The following is a 16,745-nucleotide window of genomic DNA, read 5'->3' on the forward strand; positions in this document are numbered from 1 at the left end:
TTCCGCCCTAGATTATGTGAAGTTCGTACATGTAAGCGCCTTCGTCAAGGCCGAATTTCACTTCTCTGAAATATACGGAATATCCGTCGTTTTCAAGTTTGTCGATAAGATCTTTAAGATCTTTGTACGAAGTATCCTTGTGAAAATAGAAAAATGAGTTAGGTTTTATCTCTTTTAAAAACTCTTCATACGTTTTTTCTATGATGTTGTTATCAGTACTGATAAGTTTTAACGTCATTGTAATCCTTGTTATTATTATTTTAGCAAAAATTTTTGTAAAATTATAACTAAAAAAGTGGGTAGTATGTAGTGAGTGAGCAAGCAGTTGTCGTTAAATATTTTTTAACCGCTAAAAACCCACTGCCGAATACAAACTTAAAAAAGGAAAATCGTGGAAAAAGTATTGGATTTATTATCACTGGTAGCAAATGAAAAAGGGCTTGATTTTGACGAAGTGAAAGAAGCGTTTAAACGTTCTGTTATCAAAACGGCTAAAAAGGTTTTAGGAGATATTGACGTAGAGGTTGATATTGAAAACGGAGAGCTCAAAATTTATCAGATTTTTGAAGTAAGAAATGACGATGTCGCTTTGGAAGAGCCTGAAAAATATTTTTATCTTGATGAAGCGAGGGAGTTTGACCCTAACGCGCAGATCGGCGACAAACTGAAAGTTGAACTTGATCTGGGAAAACTCGGAAGAAGCGGCGCAATGGCCCTTCAGAGAGAATTTGAAAGAGAAATAACAAGACTTCTCGAAAACGAAATTTACAGAAAGCTTATTTCGAAACTGAACACTATTGTAAGCGGAGAAGTGGTAAAAGTAGACAGCGAAGAAAACACATGGGTAGAGCTTGAAGGCGTAAAAGGCGTTCTCCCAATGAGAAACAGAATCAAAGGCGAAAAATTCGAAGTAGGGGATGTTTTAAAAGCTCTGCTTAAATTCGTTCATTTTGATACAAACAGAGGTATAACAATAGAGCTAAGCCGCACGAATCCTAAATTTTTGGAAAAGCTTATAGAATCAGCCGTGCCGGAAGTCAGGGACGGTATTATCAAGATTCATACGAGTGCGAGAATTCCGGGTGTGAGAAGCAAAGTGGCCGTAAGCTCTCTTAATCCTAAAGTAGAACCGATAGGAACTATTATCGGTAAAAACGGAGTTAGAATCAATTCCGTTTCAAACGAACTTAACGGAGAAAATATCGACGTAATAGAATATTCTCCAAAACCTGAAATTTTTATAGCCCGTGCGCTTTCTCCTGCAATAGTCAAAAATGTGCAGGTGGATGAGGATAAGGCTTTAGCGGTTGTTGAAGTCGATCCAGACCAGAAAGCCAAAGCGATTGGAAAAAACGGTATAAACATTACACTTGCCGGAATGCTTACGAAATATAAAATAGAGCTAAAAGACGCTGAAGAAAAAACAAAAGACACTAGCAAGCTTGAAAACTTGTTTAAAATATAACGGAGAGTAGATGAAATATTTTTATGTCTCTTTTATTATAGCGGCCGTAGGCCTTGCCCTTTCTTTTTTTATAGGCGGTTTCAGTGCGGTATATCTGACCGCGATTTTGGCTGTTTTAGAAATTTCATTATCTTTTGACAACGCCGTTGTTAACGCCAAAATATTAAAAGACATGGATAAAATCTGGGAAAGAAGATTTTTGACCTGGGGTATGGTAATCGCCGTATTTGGAATGAGATTTATATTCCCTATTTTGATAGTTGCGGTTGCAGCGAATATGGGTATTACGGAAACTTTAAACATAGCGATCAACCATCCTCATCAGTATCATGAAGTGCTTTTGAAAAGCGAAAACCTCATATATGCGTTCGGTGGGGCCTTTTTATGGCTGGTGTTTACGGACTTTTTATTTGAACATAAAAGCGTAAGATGGATCAAACCCGTAGAGAGATATGCCGAAAAACTGGGTAAAGTTAACAATATTTCGCTAATAGTCGCGACGGTTATCGGTATTATAGTTATTTATGACTCAAAGTCATATGAAATAGGCATAGCTTATCTTTTGGGTATGCTGACTTATTCCCTGCTTAACGGTATAAACGAAGCGTTTGCCGTTGAAGGCGCTAAAAACGGACTTATGGGATTTTTGTATCTTGAAATTTTGGATGCAAGTTTCAGTTTCGACGGCGTAATAGGCGCGTTTGCGATTACGGGCAATATATTTTTGATTATGATAGGTTTGGGTATCGGCGCAATGTTTGTCAGAAGCCTTACTATCTGGATGGTTGAAAAAGGAGTCTTAAACGAATACAAATACCTTGAGCACGGAGCCCATTATGCAATAGGGGTTCTGGCGGTTATTATGCTTTTGAAGATATTTATGCATATAGGTGAAGTTTTAACCGGAACCATCGGTTTGGGACTGCTGGTAATAGCGTTTTTACATTCCAAATATGAGAACCGCTAAATTATTTTTATTTCTTCTTCCAGTTTTATTCCAAACGTTTCAAAAACTCTTTTTTTCGCCTCTTCAATAAGAAATATCATCTCTTCAAACGTTCCGTTTCCCGTATTTACGAAAAAATTCGCATGTATTTCGCTGACTTTTATTCCGCCTTTTGCCATGCCTTTCATTCCGACGGCTTCTATAAGCCTTCCTGCGTAATCTCCCTCCGGATTTTTAAATACGCTGCCTAAACTAGGGTCTTTCGGCTGATTTTCCCTGAATTTTTTCAGTTTAAGATCAAGTTCAAAATCAAACCCTTCTTCAAGTTCGAAAACAGCTTCAAATACCGGTTCATATATATCCGAATTTCTGTATCTGAAATTTATGTCTTTTTTTTCTTTTATACCGCTGAGGGTTTTGAGGGCTATAAGTCTGTCGGATATTTCATATTCTTTAACGCCCGCGTTCATTTTAATACTGCCTCCGATACTGCCGGGCAGTTTGCTTAAAAACTCAAATCCTTTTATATTGTTTTTTTTGCAGAAAGTGTAAAACACCCTGTTGTTCGTTTTGCCTCCCACATGCAGATAACCGTTTTTTATTGTTATAAATTTATATTTGTCGTCGAGTATTGCAAGATTTTCGGCCTGCGGTGAAATCAGGGTGTTTGTGGCTCTGCCGATAATAAACTCTCCTTCATAATTGTCTTCGTTTAACAGTTTTACTTCCGTTTTCGGACCTATTTTAATACTGGAAAGTTTCGAAAAATCTATAATCATACCTGTCCTTAAAGAAAGATAAGTTTTTGTTATGTTAATAATAAATTCATATTATTGTAATAAAATATTAAAGACTCCAAGGAGAAAAAATGAAAAAAATCAAATCATTTTTTTATCGTTTGTTGTTCGATAACGAAAATATAGAATTCTATAAATACTTCAAGGAATCTTTCAAAGAAATTATAACATCATCCAATATGAAAATTGATGTTTTGTCTATTTTGTTTTTTTTGGGAAAGTGGCTTCCTTTTGCCATTGCGGTCGGAATCACCACTGGTATAGTGGCTTCCGTAATGGATCTGATTGTAGTTAACATAAACGGCTTTTTATCAAGAGACGTCATATACTTTTTTATTTATCCGGTGCTGGTTGCATGGGTTGTGGGATATACGATAAAAAGATATCCGGAAGTGGAAGGACCCGGAATAGGCTTTTCGATACTTCATTTAAAAACCAGAAAATATATTCGTTTCAGTGTAATAATCCATAAATTTATAGTTTCCGTATTTACGCTTTCAGGCGGATTTATAGCCGGAAGGGAAGGGCCTTCGTTCTTTTTAGGGGTGGCTTTTGGAGAATGGATAGGCAAAATATACGGATTCAGCAGAAAATATAAAAATCTTTTGGGTTTAATCGGAGGAGGGGCGTTTACGGGTGCTCTTTTGAAAGCGCCTTTAGGGAGTAGTATTTTTGCAATGGAACTCGAAAATATGTATGATTTTGACTATAGGCCTTTTATTCCTATGATTGTGGCTTCTATTGTAAGTTATCTGACTTTTTCGTTTTTCAGGGGTAATCACCCTTTTATAGATTTGAGCGGAAAGCCGGTGTGGGATTTGAATACCATTCCTTATATTATTTTAATGGGCCTTACCATTTCGGCCGTTATTTATATGTATACGATAATATTTCATTTCTCCCAAAAGGTTTCCAGGATTTTTCCTATGCATAAAAAGCCTATAGTGGGGACTCTGCTTGCGGTGCCGGTGATATTGTTTTTATACTATTTTACAAAAGACATGGATGTGCTTTCGGCGCCCGCTAATATGGCCATACTTTCGAAAATGGCGAATTTCAGTTTTTCCATACAGGATGATCTGGTAATAATACTCAGCACGTTTTTTATAACCAGTTTTACTTTGGCGTTCGGAATTCCGGGAGGACTGGTTCTTCCAGTGCTTATTATGGGTTCTGCCATAGGCAACATATTCGGGCATTTTTTTCCGGGGGAGCTGGTGACGTTTACGCTGGCGGGAATGGGCTCCGCACTTGCAGCCGCGGCAAAAACGCCTCTTGCCGCGATAGTTATGATTACGGAAATGAGCCATGACGATGTGGTTATACCTATGACCGCGGCCGTAATTACCAGTTATCTTACAAGTTTCGGATACAGCACGTATCTCGGACAGAAAAATATTTTTAAAGGCAATTTAAAAAATTTTTCTTCGTATAACAGAGAAAAAATATGAAAAAAGAAGAGTTTTTACATTTTCTGTTTATTCCCGTAGTGATAGGGATTTTAGGCGGTTTTTCAGCTATTCTGTTCAGATGGCTTATTAATTTTTTCGAAACGGTTTATAACAAAATAGATATATTTCATTCTCCTTATCTTTATCTTTTTACAATGCCGCTTGTTTTTTGGTTTTCCCATTTTCTGATACATAAGCTGTTAATCAATACAACAAACGTAACGCTTGACAACATAGCCAAAAAAATATCAATTATGAGAGGGAATTTTTCAATACTTAAAGGATTTTTGGTACTGTTTTTGACTTCTTTAAATATTGGTTTCGGAGTTCCCGTCGGAAGAGAGGCGCCTATCGCCAAACTGGGAGGTCTTTTCGGAGAAGTGTTTTTGATGTTTGTAAAAACTTCAAAAGTAAATATGCCCATTTACCTCGGAGCAGCTGTTTCTTCGGCAATAGCAGCAACTTTTAACGCGCCGCTTGCGGGTATAATTTTGGGAATTGAAATAATACTCGGAAAAATAAACACATATATTATTATTCCAATGATTGTGGCATGTTCTACTGCTACACTGATGGCCAGGGAGTATCTGGGGGATTATACCGCCTTTTTTGTTCCTCATCTGGAATTTAGGGATGTTTATTTTTACATCGTTCCGGTTGAAGGTGTCTTTTTTGCGTTTTTGGCTCTTATAATGGCTTATTTTTTCGATCTTTTCAGAGAAATGCGTATAAGATTTAAACACAAATGGGACAAAATCGTTATATTAAACGGATTTATCGTAGGTCTTTTAATCGTTGCCGTTCCTGAAACAATGGGGGTCGGTTACAATTACGTAACGGCTCTTTTTCAGGACAGTTTTACTTTTACACAGGTGTTCAGCATTACCGTTATTAAGCTTGTTGCTGTTATTATAGCAATAGGCAGCGGTCTTTTCGGAGGGCTTATGTCTCCTTCCATTTTTATAGGGGCGTTTGGGGGATATTTTCTGGGAGATCTGTTTATACATTTTAATGTGGATCCTAAAGTTTTGGCTTTAGTCGGAAGCGTTGCTATGCTCAGCGGCATATCCAGGGCGCCTCTTAGAAGTTCGATTATAATTATTGAACTTACGCATTCATATCAGCTGCTTATCCCTTCGCTGATAGCAGCCAGTATAACGTCATTTATTGTGGCTAAATTTGAACCGGGAAGCTATTTTAAAAGAAGCCTTATCCAAAAAGGAATCGATATTGAAAATCAAAAAGTGCTCAGGTTTTTAAAAAATCTGAAATTTGAAAAATATCTTTTAGATGTTCCGCCTGTAAGCGAAAATATGAAAATATCAAAAGTTAAAACGCTTTTCAAAAAACATCATATAAGATATCTGCCTGTCGTAAACGACAGTAATGTATTGGTGGGAGTTCTTTCCGTAAGGGATTTGAGAAAATCATATTTTAAAAGCAAAAACGCAACGGTTAGGGATTTGATGAGCAAACATCCTATAATTCTGCATAAAGACGCTTCAATGGATGAAATAATTAAAACAATAGGGCTGCTGACCGCATCCAATGTGCCGTATGTGGATCAGGAGGGAAAATACATCGGAATGCTGGATTTGAATAAACTGTTTAAAGATATTTCAATGGTGGACAGATACAAGCTTATCTGAGAAACGTAGGAATTAAACTGAAAACGTATTTTGTAAAATCCGTCATTTCATTAAGCATCCACGGCATTGTTAAAATCAGAACGGCCGCTATAGCGAGAATTTTAGGCACAAAGCTTAAAGTCATTTCGTTAATCTGTGTCGTTGCCTGAAAAATGGAAATTAAAAGCCCTACTATCATACCTACCAAAAGAGCCGGAAGCGCAAGCAAAAGAGCCAGTTTTAACGTTTGAACCGCCAAAGCTATAATTTCAGATTGCAAAGTCAACTCCTAATACTTTCATGACAGCCCGGTCAACTTTTTTCATTTCTTCTTCTGTCAGTTTCGTAACCAGGCCTTTTGAAAAAATTATTTTTCCTGTTGATATTATACCAATTGCGGTGGCAACTATTTCACTGTCTTTTGTCATTAAATCCCTTTTTTTAATAAGCACCCTGTAATCCCCTCCTAAAAGCTGGCCTGAAAGAGGCAGGACGACTACTGTGTGGTATATGTCTTCATAACATGCGAAATTCAGGTAATCGTTTTGATAAATTAAAAACGGGCGGGTTTTTGCGGAATCTGTCAGTTTGGCAAAATAAACTTCGCCTCTTTTAAATTCAGGAACTTTTTCGCCTTTAAACTCTCCTTCGAAAAATTCAATATAACTGGCTCTTTGGGTTCTGGGTCTGCATTTAAGGGAAAGTTCGTTTCTTTCAAGCCATTTTTTGAATTTTTCTTTTTCCATTTTACTCTTCTTCGAATCTGATATTTTTATATTCTTTAGGAATAAGATATTCTCTTATATCTTTTATTTTAGGCAGCAGTTTGGCTTTATGTCCTATTTCATACAGTTTATTGATTGCGTTTAACTGTTCTTCGTCAAGTTCTACGGATTTGTCGTTTGCATACAAAGAAAGGTATTTGTCTAACGTTTTATCATCAACCCTTACGAGGTTTCTTTCTATTAGCATTTTAGCAAGTAGGTTTTTATGTCTGTTGGCCACTTCAACGGCTCGTGTCAGGATATTTTCAATGTTTATCGCATCTATCAGCGGAACGGATCTTCTTATTGCCATGCCTCCTAAAGGAAGAGGCGTTTCACCGGCCATATCTACCCATAAATCCCAAAGCTCTTTTTCCACTTCAAGTCGTTCGTTAAATGTGAGAATGCTTTCGTGTATAAGCACTCCGGCGTCAACTTCTCCGTCAAGGACGGCTTTTTCAATATCAAGAAAATTTTTGTAAATAATTCTGGCTTTTGGATAGGCTATTTTGAATATTAGGGCGTTTGTCGTGTATTCGCCGCTTAATGCCACTTTGAAGTTGGGTTTTAGTTTTTCCCCTTTTAATTTTACAAGTTTCGGACCGTAGCCGTATCCGAAGCTTATCGCCGTTCTTAAGAGTGCGTATTCGTCTTTTATAAACGGATATACACCGAAACTTATAGCGCTTACGTCATATATGTTTTTTAAGGCTTTTTGGTTCAGCGTTTCAATATCTTCGGCAATATTTTGAAATTTATATTTTTTAGACGGCTTTCCGGTTAGGGATTCTGTTATCCAGCCGAACTTGATGGCGTAGTACATAAATATATCGTCTGCGTCAGGCGAATGTGCGATCATAAAATTTTTCATAAATCTTACACCTTTTTTTGAAAATTATATCATAATAGGCTTTTTTGTCTCAAAATGCTGTTTAAAAGCTTTATATATAGTATAATATATTACCTCAAATAGTGTAAAGGATTGTGAATGATAGGGGTGGGGAGTTTAAAAGAAAGGATTGTAAAGCTTAACTTTCTATCGATATTTTCAATAATAATACTGTTTTCAATATTAAGTTTTACATTCGTATATTTTATTATAGAAACTTCATTAAAAAAAGAGATAGAGTTTATTCAAAACGATTATCTGTATACAAGAAAAACTATTGTTAAAAACGAAGTGTATAATTTAATCAACTATATAAACCAGATAAGTAAAATAGAAAATAAAAAATATCTACATAAACTGAAAGAAAGTGTCATATTTCTGTCAAATGTTTTAAAGAAGGAAAATCCTTCCAATTTTAAATACGTCCTTTCCGAATTTGCAAAAAAACATCCGTTTTTTATTGTTGCGCTGAGCGATTTAAACGGGAATAAGATATTTGCCAATTTTAAAGATTACAATAAAACGAAACGCAAAAAATTCATTAATGAAATACTTTCAGGCAAAATTGTCAATAACGGTTTTTTGACGTTAAATACTCCGGAAGGGGCTATATATGCCAGCAGCAGGATTTTTACGAATATATTTAACGGGAAAAAATATTTTATAACCAATGCGGTATTAAAATCCACAATAGACAAAAACATTCAGTCCGCCATAGCCAATCTGTTAAACACAGTTAATTCTCTATTCAGCAACAGTCATGTGACTATAGTGAAAATAACAACCAAAAATCCCGGAGAATACGGAAAATTTATTGTTAATGCGCTTGATAAAAATTTAAACGGCAGTTTTGTAGACAGTAAGAAAAATTTTGAATATTTGAGGGAATATATAAAAAATATTTCTAAAGAGAATGAAAAATATCTCATATATAAATATAAAAATAAAACCTGTATAGCTTTTATAGCTAAATACAAACCGTTTAACTGGCTTATAATAGACAGTCTTGATATTTCCAAAATTAAAGAAATTATCAAAAAAAGAAAAGAGCTTATTAAAAAAGAGATATTTAATATTTTCGTAATGTATATAGTTATTTCTGTTATTTTTCTGATACTTGTATATTTTATTACAAAATATGAAAACAATCTTCTGTCAATAATTGTGGATAAATATGAAAAAAGAATTCATTTCAAAAGCGAAAAACTGCAAGAACTGAACAAAAATCTTCAAAAAGAGATAGATAAAAAAACTCAGGAGCTTGTTCAAAGCTTTTTTACCGATCCTTTGACCGGTCTGCCTAACCGTGAAAAACTTCTTGTTGATGTGGACAATCACAGATATGTGGCTATATTAAACATCGACTCTTTTAAAGAAATAAACGATTTTTACGGTTTGGACCTGGGAGACGAAGTTTTAAAAAAAGTAGCGGAAATTTTGAAGAAACTGGATTTGGGGTATAAACTTCCGGCTGACGAGTTTGCAATAATAGGAGATGATCTTGAAGAGTTGAAAGAAAGGGTTAAAAAAATAATAGAAGAGGTTGAAAAACAGAAAATAAAAGTAGACGGAAGTGTAGAAGTCGAAATTTCTATGAGTGCCGGAATAGGAGAAAACCTTCCTCAGGCCGACATGGCTTTAAAATTTGTAAAAACCAATAAAAATTCAAATGTAAATATTATGGTTTACAACGACCATCTTCCGATAGTCAAAGAATACCATAACAATATAAAATGGAAAAATATACTTAAAAAAGTAATTAAAGAAGACGGTGTAATCCCTTACGTACAGCCTATAGTAAACGCGTCAGATTATAAAACGGAAAAATACGAATGTCTGATAAGAATAGAATATGAAGGAGAAATTTATCCGCCTTATCATTTTCTGGAGATTTCAAAAAAAACAGGCCAGTATATTGATCTTCAGAAAATTATGATTGATAAATGTTTTAAAACTTTTAAAGACCTTGATTACAAATTTTCAATAAATCTTTCGGCATTTGAACTTGCAAACGAACAGTTTAGGGAATATCTGATCACTAAAATTGACGAATACAATGTTGCAGACAAACTGATTATAGAGCTTTTGGAAGATGAAAAACTTCACAATGAAGAACTTATGGGGTTTTTGATATTCCTTCATAATCTAGATGTGGAATTTGCGATTGACGATTTCGGAAGCGGGCACAGCAATCTTTCTTATCTTCTCTCAAAACTGCCGGTATCCATATTGAAAATAGACGGATATCTCATTAAAAATATTAATGAGAATCTTAACAACTACAAACTGGTAAAAGCGCTTGTAAATATGGCAAAAATATTTAATTTATCCGTAGTTGCGGAGTTTGTGGAAAATGAGGAAATAGCGCTTATTTTGAAAGATTTGGGAGTTGACTATCTTCAGGGATATTATTTCAGCAAACCTGTTCCTTTGGATAATTTAAAAAATAAACTTTAAAATTAATTTAGAATAAATACATTTGATATAATTGCATAATATTATCTAAAAGGATTTAAATGGATGCAAATAAGCAAAAAGCTCTTGAACTTGCAATGAAACAGATTGATAAGCAGTTTGGGAAAGGCTCTTTGGTTAAATTAAGCGAAAAAGACATAGAGCCTATAGCTGCCATTCCCACAGGAAGTTTCGGGCTTGATATGGCTCTTGGAATCGGAGGTATTCCTAAAGGGAGAATTACGGAAATTTACGGTCCTGAGAGCAGCGGTAAGACGACTTTGGCGCTGTCTATTATCGCTCAGGCTCAAAAAGAAGGCGGAGTGGCGGCGTTTATAGATGCGGAACACGCTCTTGACGTAATATATGCAAAACATATAGGCGTAGATGTGGATAACCTGCTTGTTTCCCAGCCTGATTTCGGAGAGCAGGCTCTTGAGATAGTGGAAACGCTTGCAAGAAGCGGGGCTGTGGATATTATCGTAATCGACTCCGTAGCCGCCCTTACGCCTAAAGCGGAAATAGAAGGAAATATGGGTGACGCTCAGGTTGGTGTTCAGGCCAGACTTATGAGCCAGGCTTTAAGAAAGCTTACTGCGGCTATTCATAAAATGAATACAACCGTTGTATTTATCAACCAGATCAGAATGAAGATAGGTATGATGGGATACGGTTCTCCCGAAACAACAACAGGAGGTAACGCTCTTAAATTTTATTCTTCAGTAAGACTTGATGTAAGAAGAATAGCCACTCTTAAACAGGCAGATAAAGAAGTCGGAAACAGGGTTAAAGTTAAAGTAGTGAAAAATAAAGTGGCTCCTCCTTTCAGAATAGCCGAATTCGATATTATGTTCGGTAAAGGTATTTCCAGAGAAGGAGAGCTTTTAGACTACGGTGTTAAGCTTGACATAATAGACAAAAGCGGAGCATGGTTCAGTTACGGTGCTACCAGACTGGGACAGGGTAAAGAGAATGCAAAAGAATATTTAAAAACGCATCCTGAACTGGCTCAGGAAATAGAACAGAAAATTAAAGACGCTTTGGGCGTTGAACTTTCTCATATGATAGAAGCTATTGAAAAAGACGAAGACGAATTAAATTTAAAAGGAGAGTAAATGATATTCATAGAAGATATATTTGCCGATGAGGTATTAGACAGCAGAGGAAATCCTACTGTAAGAGCCACAGTTACTTTAAGCGACGGAACTCAGGCAAGCGCAATCGTACCTAGCGGTGCAAGTACAGGGGCTTTGGAAGCGCTTGAGCTTAGAGACGGAGGAGACAGATATTTAGGAAAAGGCGTTTTGAGAGCGTGTGAAAATGTAAACACTATAATAGCTAACGAATTAATAGGCGTTTCTCCTTACGATCAGGCGGAAATCGACGGTATTATGCTTGAACTTGACGGAACGGAAAATAAAAGCAAACTAGGTGCTAATGCCATTCTCGGAGTTAGTATGGCCGTAGCCAGAGCCGCTGCAAAATCTCTTAATATGCCGTTATTCAGATATCTCGGCGGATCTAATGCGGTTATTATGCCGACTCCTATGCTAAATATTATTAACGGCGGAGCGCATGCGGACAATGATGTTGATTTACAGGAATATATGATTATGCCGACAGGTTTTGATGATTTCGCGGAAGCGCTCAGAGCCAGCAGCGAGGTATATCATACGCTTAAAAAACTTCTTGAAAAAGACGGGCACAGCACAGCGTTAGGTGATGAAGGCGGATTTGCTCCTAACTTTAAAAACAATGAAGAGCCTATTGAATATATTTTAAAAGCTATCGAAAAAGCCGGATATAAACCTGGAGAGCAGATTAATATAGCTCTTGACGCTGCAAGCAGCGAATTTTATAAAGACGGAAAATATGTTTTAGCTGGAGAAAACAAAACATTAAGCGCGGAAGAGCTTGTGGATTATTATGAATATTTATGCAATAAATATCCTATTGTTTCTTTAGAAGACGGTTTGGCGGAAGACGACTGGGACGGATGGAAAATCCTTACGGCAAAATTAGGAAACAAAATTCAGCTTGTGGGAGACGATTTATTCGTAACAAACAAAAAAATCCTTAAAAAAGGTATAGATTTAGGCGTGGCTAACTCTATTTTGATTAAATTAAATCAGATCGGTACCGTAACGGAAACAATGCAGACTATGAGACTGTCATACAGAAACGGATATACTTGTGTGGTTTCACACAGAAGCGGTGAGAGTGAAGATGCATTTATAGCGGATTTTGCCGTTGCTATGAACAGCGGTCAAATCAAAACGGGCGCTCCTGCAAGAGGTGAAAGAAACGCTAAATATAACAGACTTCTTGAAATCACAAGAAGCATTGCCGGTGCAGAATATATCGGAAAAGAACTATTTTAAAAGGTGAAAACTTTTTTTGTTTTCACCGGAGTTAATCAATGATTGATTTTGACGATTTACAACAGAAAAAATTTGATTACAAAATAGCTCTTGTTGTAATAATCGCATTTTTATTTGCTTTTTATGTTTATGATCTGCTGTTTGGAAGCAGGTCTTATATGAGGCTTTTGGATTTGCAAAACGAATATAAAACTCTTCAGACCCATGTGGGTGAATTAAAAAAGAAAAATGAAAAACTGCAAAAAGAGTATTTTGAATTAAAAGAATTAGAAGGCGGCGAGTGAAAAAATTACTGTTTTTATTTATTTTTACGTTCTTGTTTGCTAGAATCAACCCGTTTGTTCCGGTTGTCAAGCCTCAAAACACGATTATTGTAAACCCGTCATATTTTAAAGAAGCCAAGGTGTATCTTCCGAGTGACGCAAGGGTTTTAAAAAAAGTAATTTTCGTATATCAGAGCGTAAGCGGAGATATTAAAGAAAAAACCGTAGAAATAAATAAACACATTGACTTTCACAAGCCTATCTACATATCACACACTCCTAAAAAATTTCCGATGGAAGAGCTTAATTTTTTAGATCTTTTCAAAATGTATATAAAAAACAAAAAAATATTTATTCAGACAAAAGACAAACTTTTAAGAAACTTTTTTCTGGTTAAGCCTTTTAGAATAGTGCTTGATTTTAAAAGAGACGCCGATTTTCTCACTATTAAAAAATATCTTAAAAATTCGTTTGTCAAAAAAGTTGTCGTAGGAAATCATAACGGATATTACAGGGTTGTTATATACTTTGACGCAAAATATATGTATAAACTGACCAAGACACAAGAAGGTATCAAAATTGAACTCCAATAACCTTATTTTAACCGGTTTTATGGGCAGCGGCAAATCCACAGTCGGAAGACTGCTTGCAAAAGAGCTTAACACATATTTTCTTGATACAGACGTGCTGATTGAAAGTTTTGAAAACAGAAAAATCAGCGATATTTTTCAAAGCGACGGAGAGGAAGCTTTTAGAAATATGGAAAAAAAATGTTTTGAATGGATCAAAAACAGCGTCAAAAACACAATAATTTCGGTAGGCGGGGGTTTTCCTGTATTTATACCGGAAATAAAAGAAGCCGGCAAAGTGGTGTATCTGAAAGTTGATTTTGAAAACATATTGAAAAGAATGACCGAAGAGGAAAGAACTAAACGCCCTCTGTTTCAGGATTTGGATAAAGCAAAAGAGCTTTTTGACAAAAGAGATAAAATATATTCCCGTCTAGCCGATATTGTAATATACAATAACAGTTTGGAAAACACTTTACAAAAAATAAAGGATTATTATGCAGGTATCAAATAATACCGACATGAGGACGGCTATACAGGTAGACGTTCAGAAAAAAGCACAGGATGTGGTAAAAAACGTTGTAGGCGATATTTTGGAAAAAACATTCGAAAACACTATGAAAGTAGAGCAGATGTCCGCAGCGGCGACGGGCAGAGGAACCAACATAAATATAAAAGCTTAATTTGCTTTTTTAGTTAATGCGTTTGTAGTAAGCAGACAGTGTAGGGATGTTTTTATTATCCGCTTTTTTCATATTATGATATTAAAAACTGTTAAAATTAAAATAAAAATATAAAATTCGGTTGTAAAACACGATACAAACTGTCAGTGTTAAAGAAAAACAGTTTTATTTACAGTGCCAGACACTTATTGTAAGAGATGGTATAATTGCAGATAAAAACGGAGAACTAATGAACTGGAAAGAAAGTTTATTTGATTTTTATAAAACAAGAAATGATTTTATAAAAAAATACATTAATGAAAATATTGATTTTACGGATGTGTATGATCCGTATTTGCCTGAAAAAAGAAGCAGTCCAATAATGATTATCGGTGAGGCTCCCGGAGCTAACGAAGTAAGGCTGAAGCAGCCTTTTGTCGGGAAAGCAGGGGAAAACCTGAATTATTTAATAAATTTAAGCGGCTTAAGCAGGGCAGAAGATTTTTTAATTACGAACGCTTTTCCTTTCAGAACATTTGAGGGAAATAAAAACAGAACGCCAAAAGCTTCCGAATTAAAAATCGGGGCAAAACTTTTAGAAGATGAAATAGAAATAGTAAATCCTGCTCTTATACTTCTTTTGGGAAATTCAGCAATAAAAGCGTTTTCATATATACCCTGGGCAAAAGAGGTTAAAAATTTACAAAAATGCGGTGTTTATGATATAAACGGATACAAAGTGGGACTCTGTTTCCATCCTTCGCCCCTGGCATTTAACCGTAAAGATATAAGAGAATCTTTAGAAGCGTTCTTTAAAAACCTAAAAACACTTATATGACACTTTTTTACTTTACATTGATGTATGAGTTTAATATAATTAACCAAAAAAAGGAATATAATGGCAAGAGAAATTAACGATCAGATTTTAAGTTTCGGAGAAATTCAAGAACCTCATGAAAGTTTTACGATAGCATACGGCAGCGTAAGGGTAGAACAAAACAGACTTTATAAAGACGTTCTTCCGACTGATGCCGTTAAGCAGGTTATTATTATGCTTCAGGAACAGGCTCAGGAAATGGGAGCTGACGGAGTTAAAAACATTACGGTAACGGTAACGCCTGCCACTAACGAAAACGGTGAAGCTGTTATGGATTATTACGGAATGGGAACGCTTATAAAACTTAAATAATTACCCGCAAAGCATCTCTACAACGGCCGGCAGAAATTTATGCTCGGCTTTTTTCAACTCTTTATGATATTCTTCAAAAGTTTTATATTTGTCTGCATTAATATGATACTGCAGTATAATGCTTCCGCTGTCAAGTTCGATATCTGCGTAATGTATCGTTATACCGGTTGATTTTTTGGCTTCAAATGAAAGCCTGTCTGCGTTAAGGCCTTTAAAATCAGGCAGAATACTCGGATGCAGATTTATGATTTTGCCTTTGAATTCATTGATAATATATTCAGGCACTATTCTCATATATCCGGCTAAAACAATCAAATCGGGATTTAACTGTTTTAATTCTGATAAGATTTCATTATGGTCTTTACTTATGAGAATTGGAGGAAGATTTTTGTTTTTTAGCACTTCGCTGTCTTCGCGGTTGGTTACGCCTAAAACTACTTTGTAATTACTCTGCTGTTTTAATATATTTAAAAAATTGCTTCCGCCTTTTCCGAAAAATACGACTATTTTTTTCAATTAAAGCCTTTTTGTGGAATTTTATCATATTGGTTTTGATTTGCCGTTGGAATATTTTTGCAAAGAATAATATAAAAGAAAAAAGCGGCAGAGCGCATAATGATATAAAATTATATCTGTAACGGCACAGATGTTTAACAAATAATTTAAACTGTCTGTAAAACAGATATTTACAGCGTATTTGCAGGAAAATAATTAAATTGTTGAAGTAAATAGTGACAGACACTTAAAGTTTAATTAATAAATGGTGCCCAGGGACGGAATCGAACCGCCGACACAGGGATTTTCAGTCCCTTGCTCTACCGACTGAGCTACCTGGGCAAGGACTGAAATTATACTTAACTACTCTTAAAGTTCGCTTAAAATTAATAATATAAATGCTGTTCGTTGTAAACATCCGTAAAAGACAGATCAGATTGTATATATTGTTTGCAGATTTTCTGTTCTGTCTCGTTTTCAAATACGTTGCAGTTTATTCTAAATGTGATTTCTTTATTTGTTTTGTCAAGTACTATATATGCGTATGAGGCTGTAACGGCGCTGTTGGGATAATAATAATCCCCGTCCCGGTAAGCGGCGTTGTATTTCCAGCCTTTTCCCTGCAGGTGGATAAGGTCTTTTAATTTGAAACTGTCGTTATTTTCCATATATGCAAGGTTTGCCGCAGTTTCTACGGCTTCTTTGGCCCCGCTGACCGTAGTGTTGATGATTGTGATTACGAAGCTTCTTTGTTTTAGGTGGACAAATTTAGGTACCGCAACGGCTGCCAGC

The 16,745-nt window shown here is 35.6% G+C and carries 20 protein-coding genes and 1 tRNA gene; 13 read left to right on the forward strand and 8 right to left on the reverse strand.

The genetic code is table 11. The features are described 5' to 3' along the window. Positions 1-7: 7 nt before the first annotated feature. Entirely contained in the window at positions 8-238 is a 231-nt protein-coding gene (locus tag C3L23_RS01365; RefSeq protein ID WP_015902014.1) for an HP0268 family nuclease, read from the reverse strand. Positions 239-391: 153 nt separating this feature from the next. On the opposite strand from C3L23_RS01365, the gene nusA reads away from it, so the two are divergent. Together nusA and C3L23_RS01375 are read left to right on the forward strand one after the other, a co-directional pair. Then, complete coding sequence (gene nusA / locus C3L23_RS01370; protein ID WP_127679371.1) at positions 392-1,465, forward strand: transcription termination factor NusA; 1,074 nt, start codon at positions 392-394, stop codon at positions 1,463-1,465. A gap of 10 nt (positions 1,466-1,475) precedes the next feature. Further along, positions 1,476-2,432, forward strand: coding sequence for a DUF475 domain-containing protein (locus C3L23_RS01375; RefSeq protein ID WP_127679372.1), 957 nt, complete (start codon positions 1,476-1,478; stop codon positions 2,430-2,432). Here the strand turns inward: C3L23_RS01375 and C3L23_RS01380 are convergent. Beyond that, positions 2,429-3,190, reverse strand: coding sequence for a UDP-N-acetylmuramate dehydrogenase (locus C3L23_RS01380; protein WP_127679373.1), 762 nt, complete (start codon positions 3,188-3,190; stop codon positions 2,429-2,431). The genes C3L23_RS01375 and C3L23_RS01380 overlap by 4 nt on opposite strands. Positions 3,191-3,279: 89 nt before the next feature. Between C3L23_RS01380 and C3L23_RS01385 the strand changes: the two genes are divergently transcribed. Both C3L23_RS01385 and C3L23_RS01390 read left to right on the forward strand, forming a co-directional pair. Next, a complete protein-coding gene (locus tag C3L23_RS01385; protein WP_127679374.1) occupies positions 3,280-4,659 on the forward strand; it encodes a chloride channel protein in 1,380 nt (459 codons plus the stop codon). Then, the gene (locus tag C3L23_RS01390; RefSeq protein ID WP_127679375.1) at positions 4,656-6,308 is read left to right on the forward strand and encodes a chloride channel protein; all 1,653 of its coding nucleotides are present in this window, start codon (positions 4,656-4,658) and stop codon (positions 6,306-6,308) included. Before C3L23_RS01385 ends, C3L23_RS01390 begins: the two co-directional genes overlap by 4 nt. On the opposite strand, the gene fliQ is transcribed toward C3L23_RS01390, so the two are convergent. Genes fliQ through C3L23_RS01405 form a run of 3 tightly spaced genes read right to left on the reverse strand, consistent with a single transcriptional unit; the run spans position 6,301 to position 7,922 of the window. Then, on the reverse strand, positions 6,301-6,567 hold the full coding sequence (gene fliQ / locus C3L23_RS01395; protein ID WP_127679376.1) for a flagellar biosynthesis protein FliQ: 267 nt from the start codon (positions 6,565-6,567) through the stop codon (positions 6,301-6,303). The two genes, C3L23_RS01390 and fliQ, sit on opposite strands and share 8 nt — an antisense overlap. Continuing rightward, positions 6,557-7,033: a type II toxin-antitoxin system PemK/MazF family toxin gene (locus C3L23_RS01400; protein WP_127679377.1), complete on the reverse strand. Its 477-nt coding sequence runs from the start codon at positions 7,031-7,033 to the stop codon at positions 6,557-6,559. Before C3L23_RS01400 ends, fliQ begins: the two co-directional genes overlap by 11 nt. Before the next feature lies 1 nt (position 7,034). Beyond that, positions 7,035-7,922, reverse strand: a complete 888-nt coding sequence (locus tag C3L23_RS01405) for a menaquinone biosynthesis family protein (protein WP_127679378.1) — start codon at positions 7,920-7,922, stop codon at positions 7,035-7,037. A gap of 117 nt (positions 7,923-8,039) precedes the next feature. Here C3L23_RS01405 and C3L23_RS01410 point away from each other — a divergent pair, with 117 nt between their 5' ends. The 9 genes from C3L23_RS01410 to C3L23_RS01450 all read left to right on the forward strand — a co-directional run bounded on the left by C3L23_RS01410 (position 8,040) and on the right by C3L23_RS01450 (position 15,458). Continuing rightward, a complete protein-coding gene (locus C3L23_RS01410; protein WP_127679379.1) occupies positions 8,040-10,397 on the forward strand; it encodes a bifunctional diguanylate cyclase/phosphodiesterase in 2,358 nt (785 codons plus the stop codon). A gap of 59 nt (positions 10,398-10,456) precedes the next feature. Next, complete coding sequence (gene recA, locus C3L23_RS01415) at positions 10,457-11,509, forward strand: recombinase RecA (RefSeq protein ID WP_127679380.1); 1,053 nt, start codon at positions 10,457-10,459, stop codon at positions 11,507-11,509. Further along, the gene (gene eno, locus C3L23_RS01420; protein WP_127679381.1) at positions 11,510-12,775 is read left to right on the forward strand and encodes a phosphopyruvate hydratase; all 1,266 of its coding nucleotides are present in this window, start codon (positions 11,510-11,512) and stop codon (positions 12,773-12,775) included. Positions 12,776-12,813: 38 nt separating this feature from the next. Next, positions 12,814-13,059, forward strand: a complete 246-nt coding sequence (locus C3L23_RS01425) for a septum formation initiator family protein (protein WP_127679382.1) — start codon at positions 12,814-12,816, stop codon at positions 13,057-13,059. Next, on the forward strand, positions 13,056-13,631 hold the full coding sequence (locus C3L23_RS01430) for an AMIN domain-containing protein (RefSeq protein ID WP_127679383.1): 576 nt from the start codon (positions 13,056-13,058) through the stop codon (positions 13,629-13,631). Before C3L23_RS01425 ends, C3L23_RS01430 begins: the two co-directional genes overlap by 4 nt. Next, positions 13,618-14,121: a shikimate kinase gene (locus C3L23_RS01435; RefSeq protein WP_127679384.1), complete on the forward strand. Its 504-nt coding sequence runs from the start codon at positions 13,618-13,620 to the stop codon at positions 14,119-14,121. Before C3L23_RS01430 ends, C3L23_RS01435 begins: the two co-directional genes overlap by 14 nt. After that, positions 14,105-14,290, forward strand: a complete 186-nt coding sequence (locus C3L23_RS01440; protein WP_127679385.1) for a shikimate kinase — start codon at positions 14,105-14,107, stop codon at positions 14,288-14,290. Before C3L23_RS01435 ends, C3L23_RS01440 begins: the two co-directional genes overlap by 17 nt. A gap of 229 nt (positions 14,291-14,519) precedes the next feature. Further along, on the forward strand, positions 14,520-15,107 hold the full coding sequence (locus tag C3L23_RS01445; protein ID WP_127679386.1) for a uracil-DNA glycosylase: 588 nt from the start codon (positions 14,520-14,522) through the stop codon (positions 15,105-15,107). 60 nt (positions 15,108-15,167) lie between these two features. Beyond that, on the forward strand, positions 15,168-15,458 hold the full coding sequence (locus tag C3L23_RS01450; RefSeq protein ID WP_127679387.1) for a hypothetical protein: 291 nt from the start codon (positions 15,168-15,170) through the stop codon (positions 15,456-15,458). Here C3L23_RS01450 and C3L23_RS01455 read toward each other — a convergent pair whose 3' ends face one another. The 3 genes from C3L23_RS01455 to C3L23_RS09530 form a co-directional block, all read right to left on the reverse strand. Continuing rightward, entirely contained in the window at positions 15,459-15,974 is a 516-nt protein-coding gene (locus C3L23_RS01455; RefSeq protein WP_127679388.1) for a formyltransferase family protein, read from the reverse strand. It abuts the gene before it with no gap. 245 nt (positions 15,975-16,219) lie between these two features. Continuing rightward, positions 16,220-16,295 (reverse strand) — tRNA-Phe (locus C3L23_RS01460). A 44-nt stretch (positions 16,296-16,339) separates the two neighbouring features. Further along, the gene (locus C3L23_RS09530; RefSeq protein WP_210402420.1) at positions 16,340-16,621 is read right to left on the reverse strand and encodes a hypothetical protein; all 282 of its coding nucleotides are present in this window, start codon (positions 16,619-16,621) and stop codon (positions 16,340-16,342) included. Positions 16,622-16,745: the final 124 nt, after the last annotated feature.

It is taken from the genome of Nautilia sp. PV-1 (assembly GCF_004006315.1).
In the GTDB taxonomy this organism is placed as follows: domain Bacteria; phylum Campylobacterota; class Campylobacteria; order Campylobacterales; family Nautiliaceae; genus Nautilia; species Nautilia profundicola_A.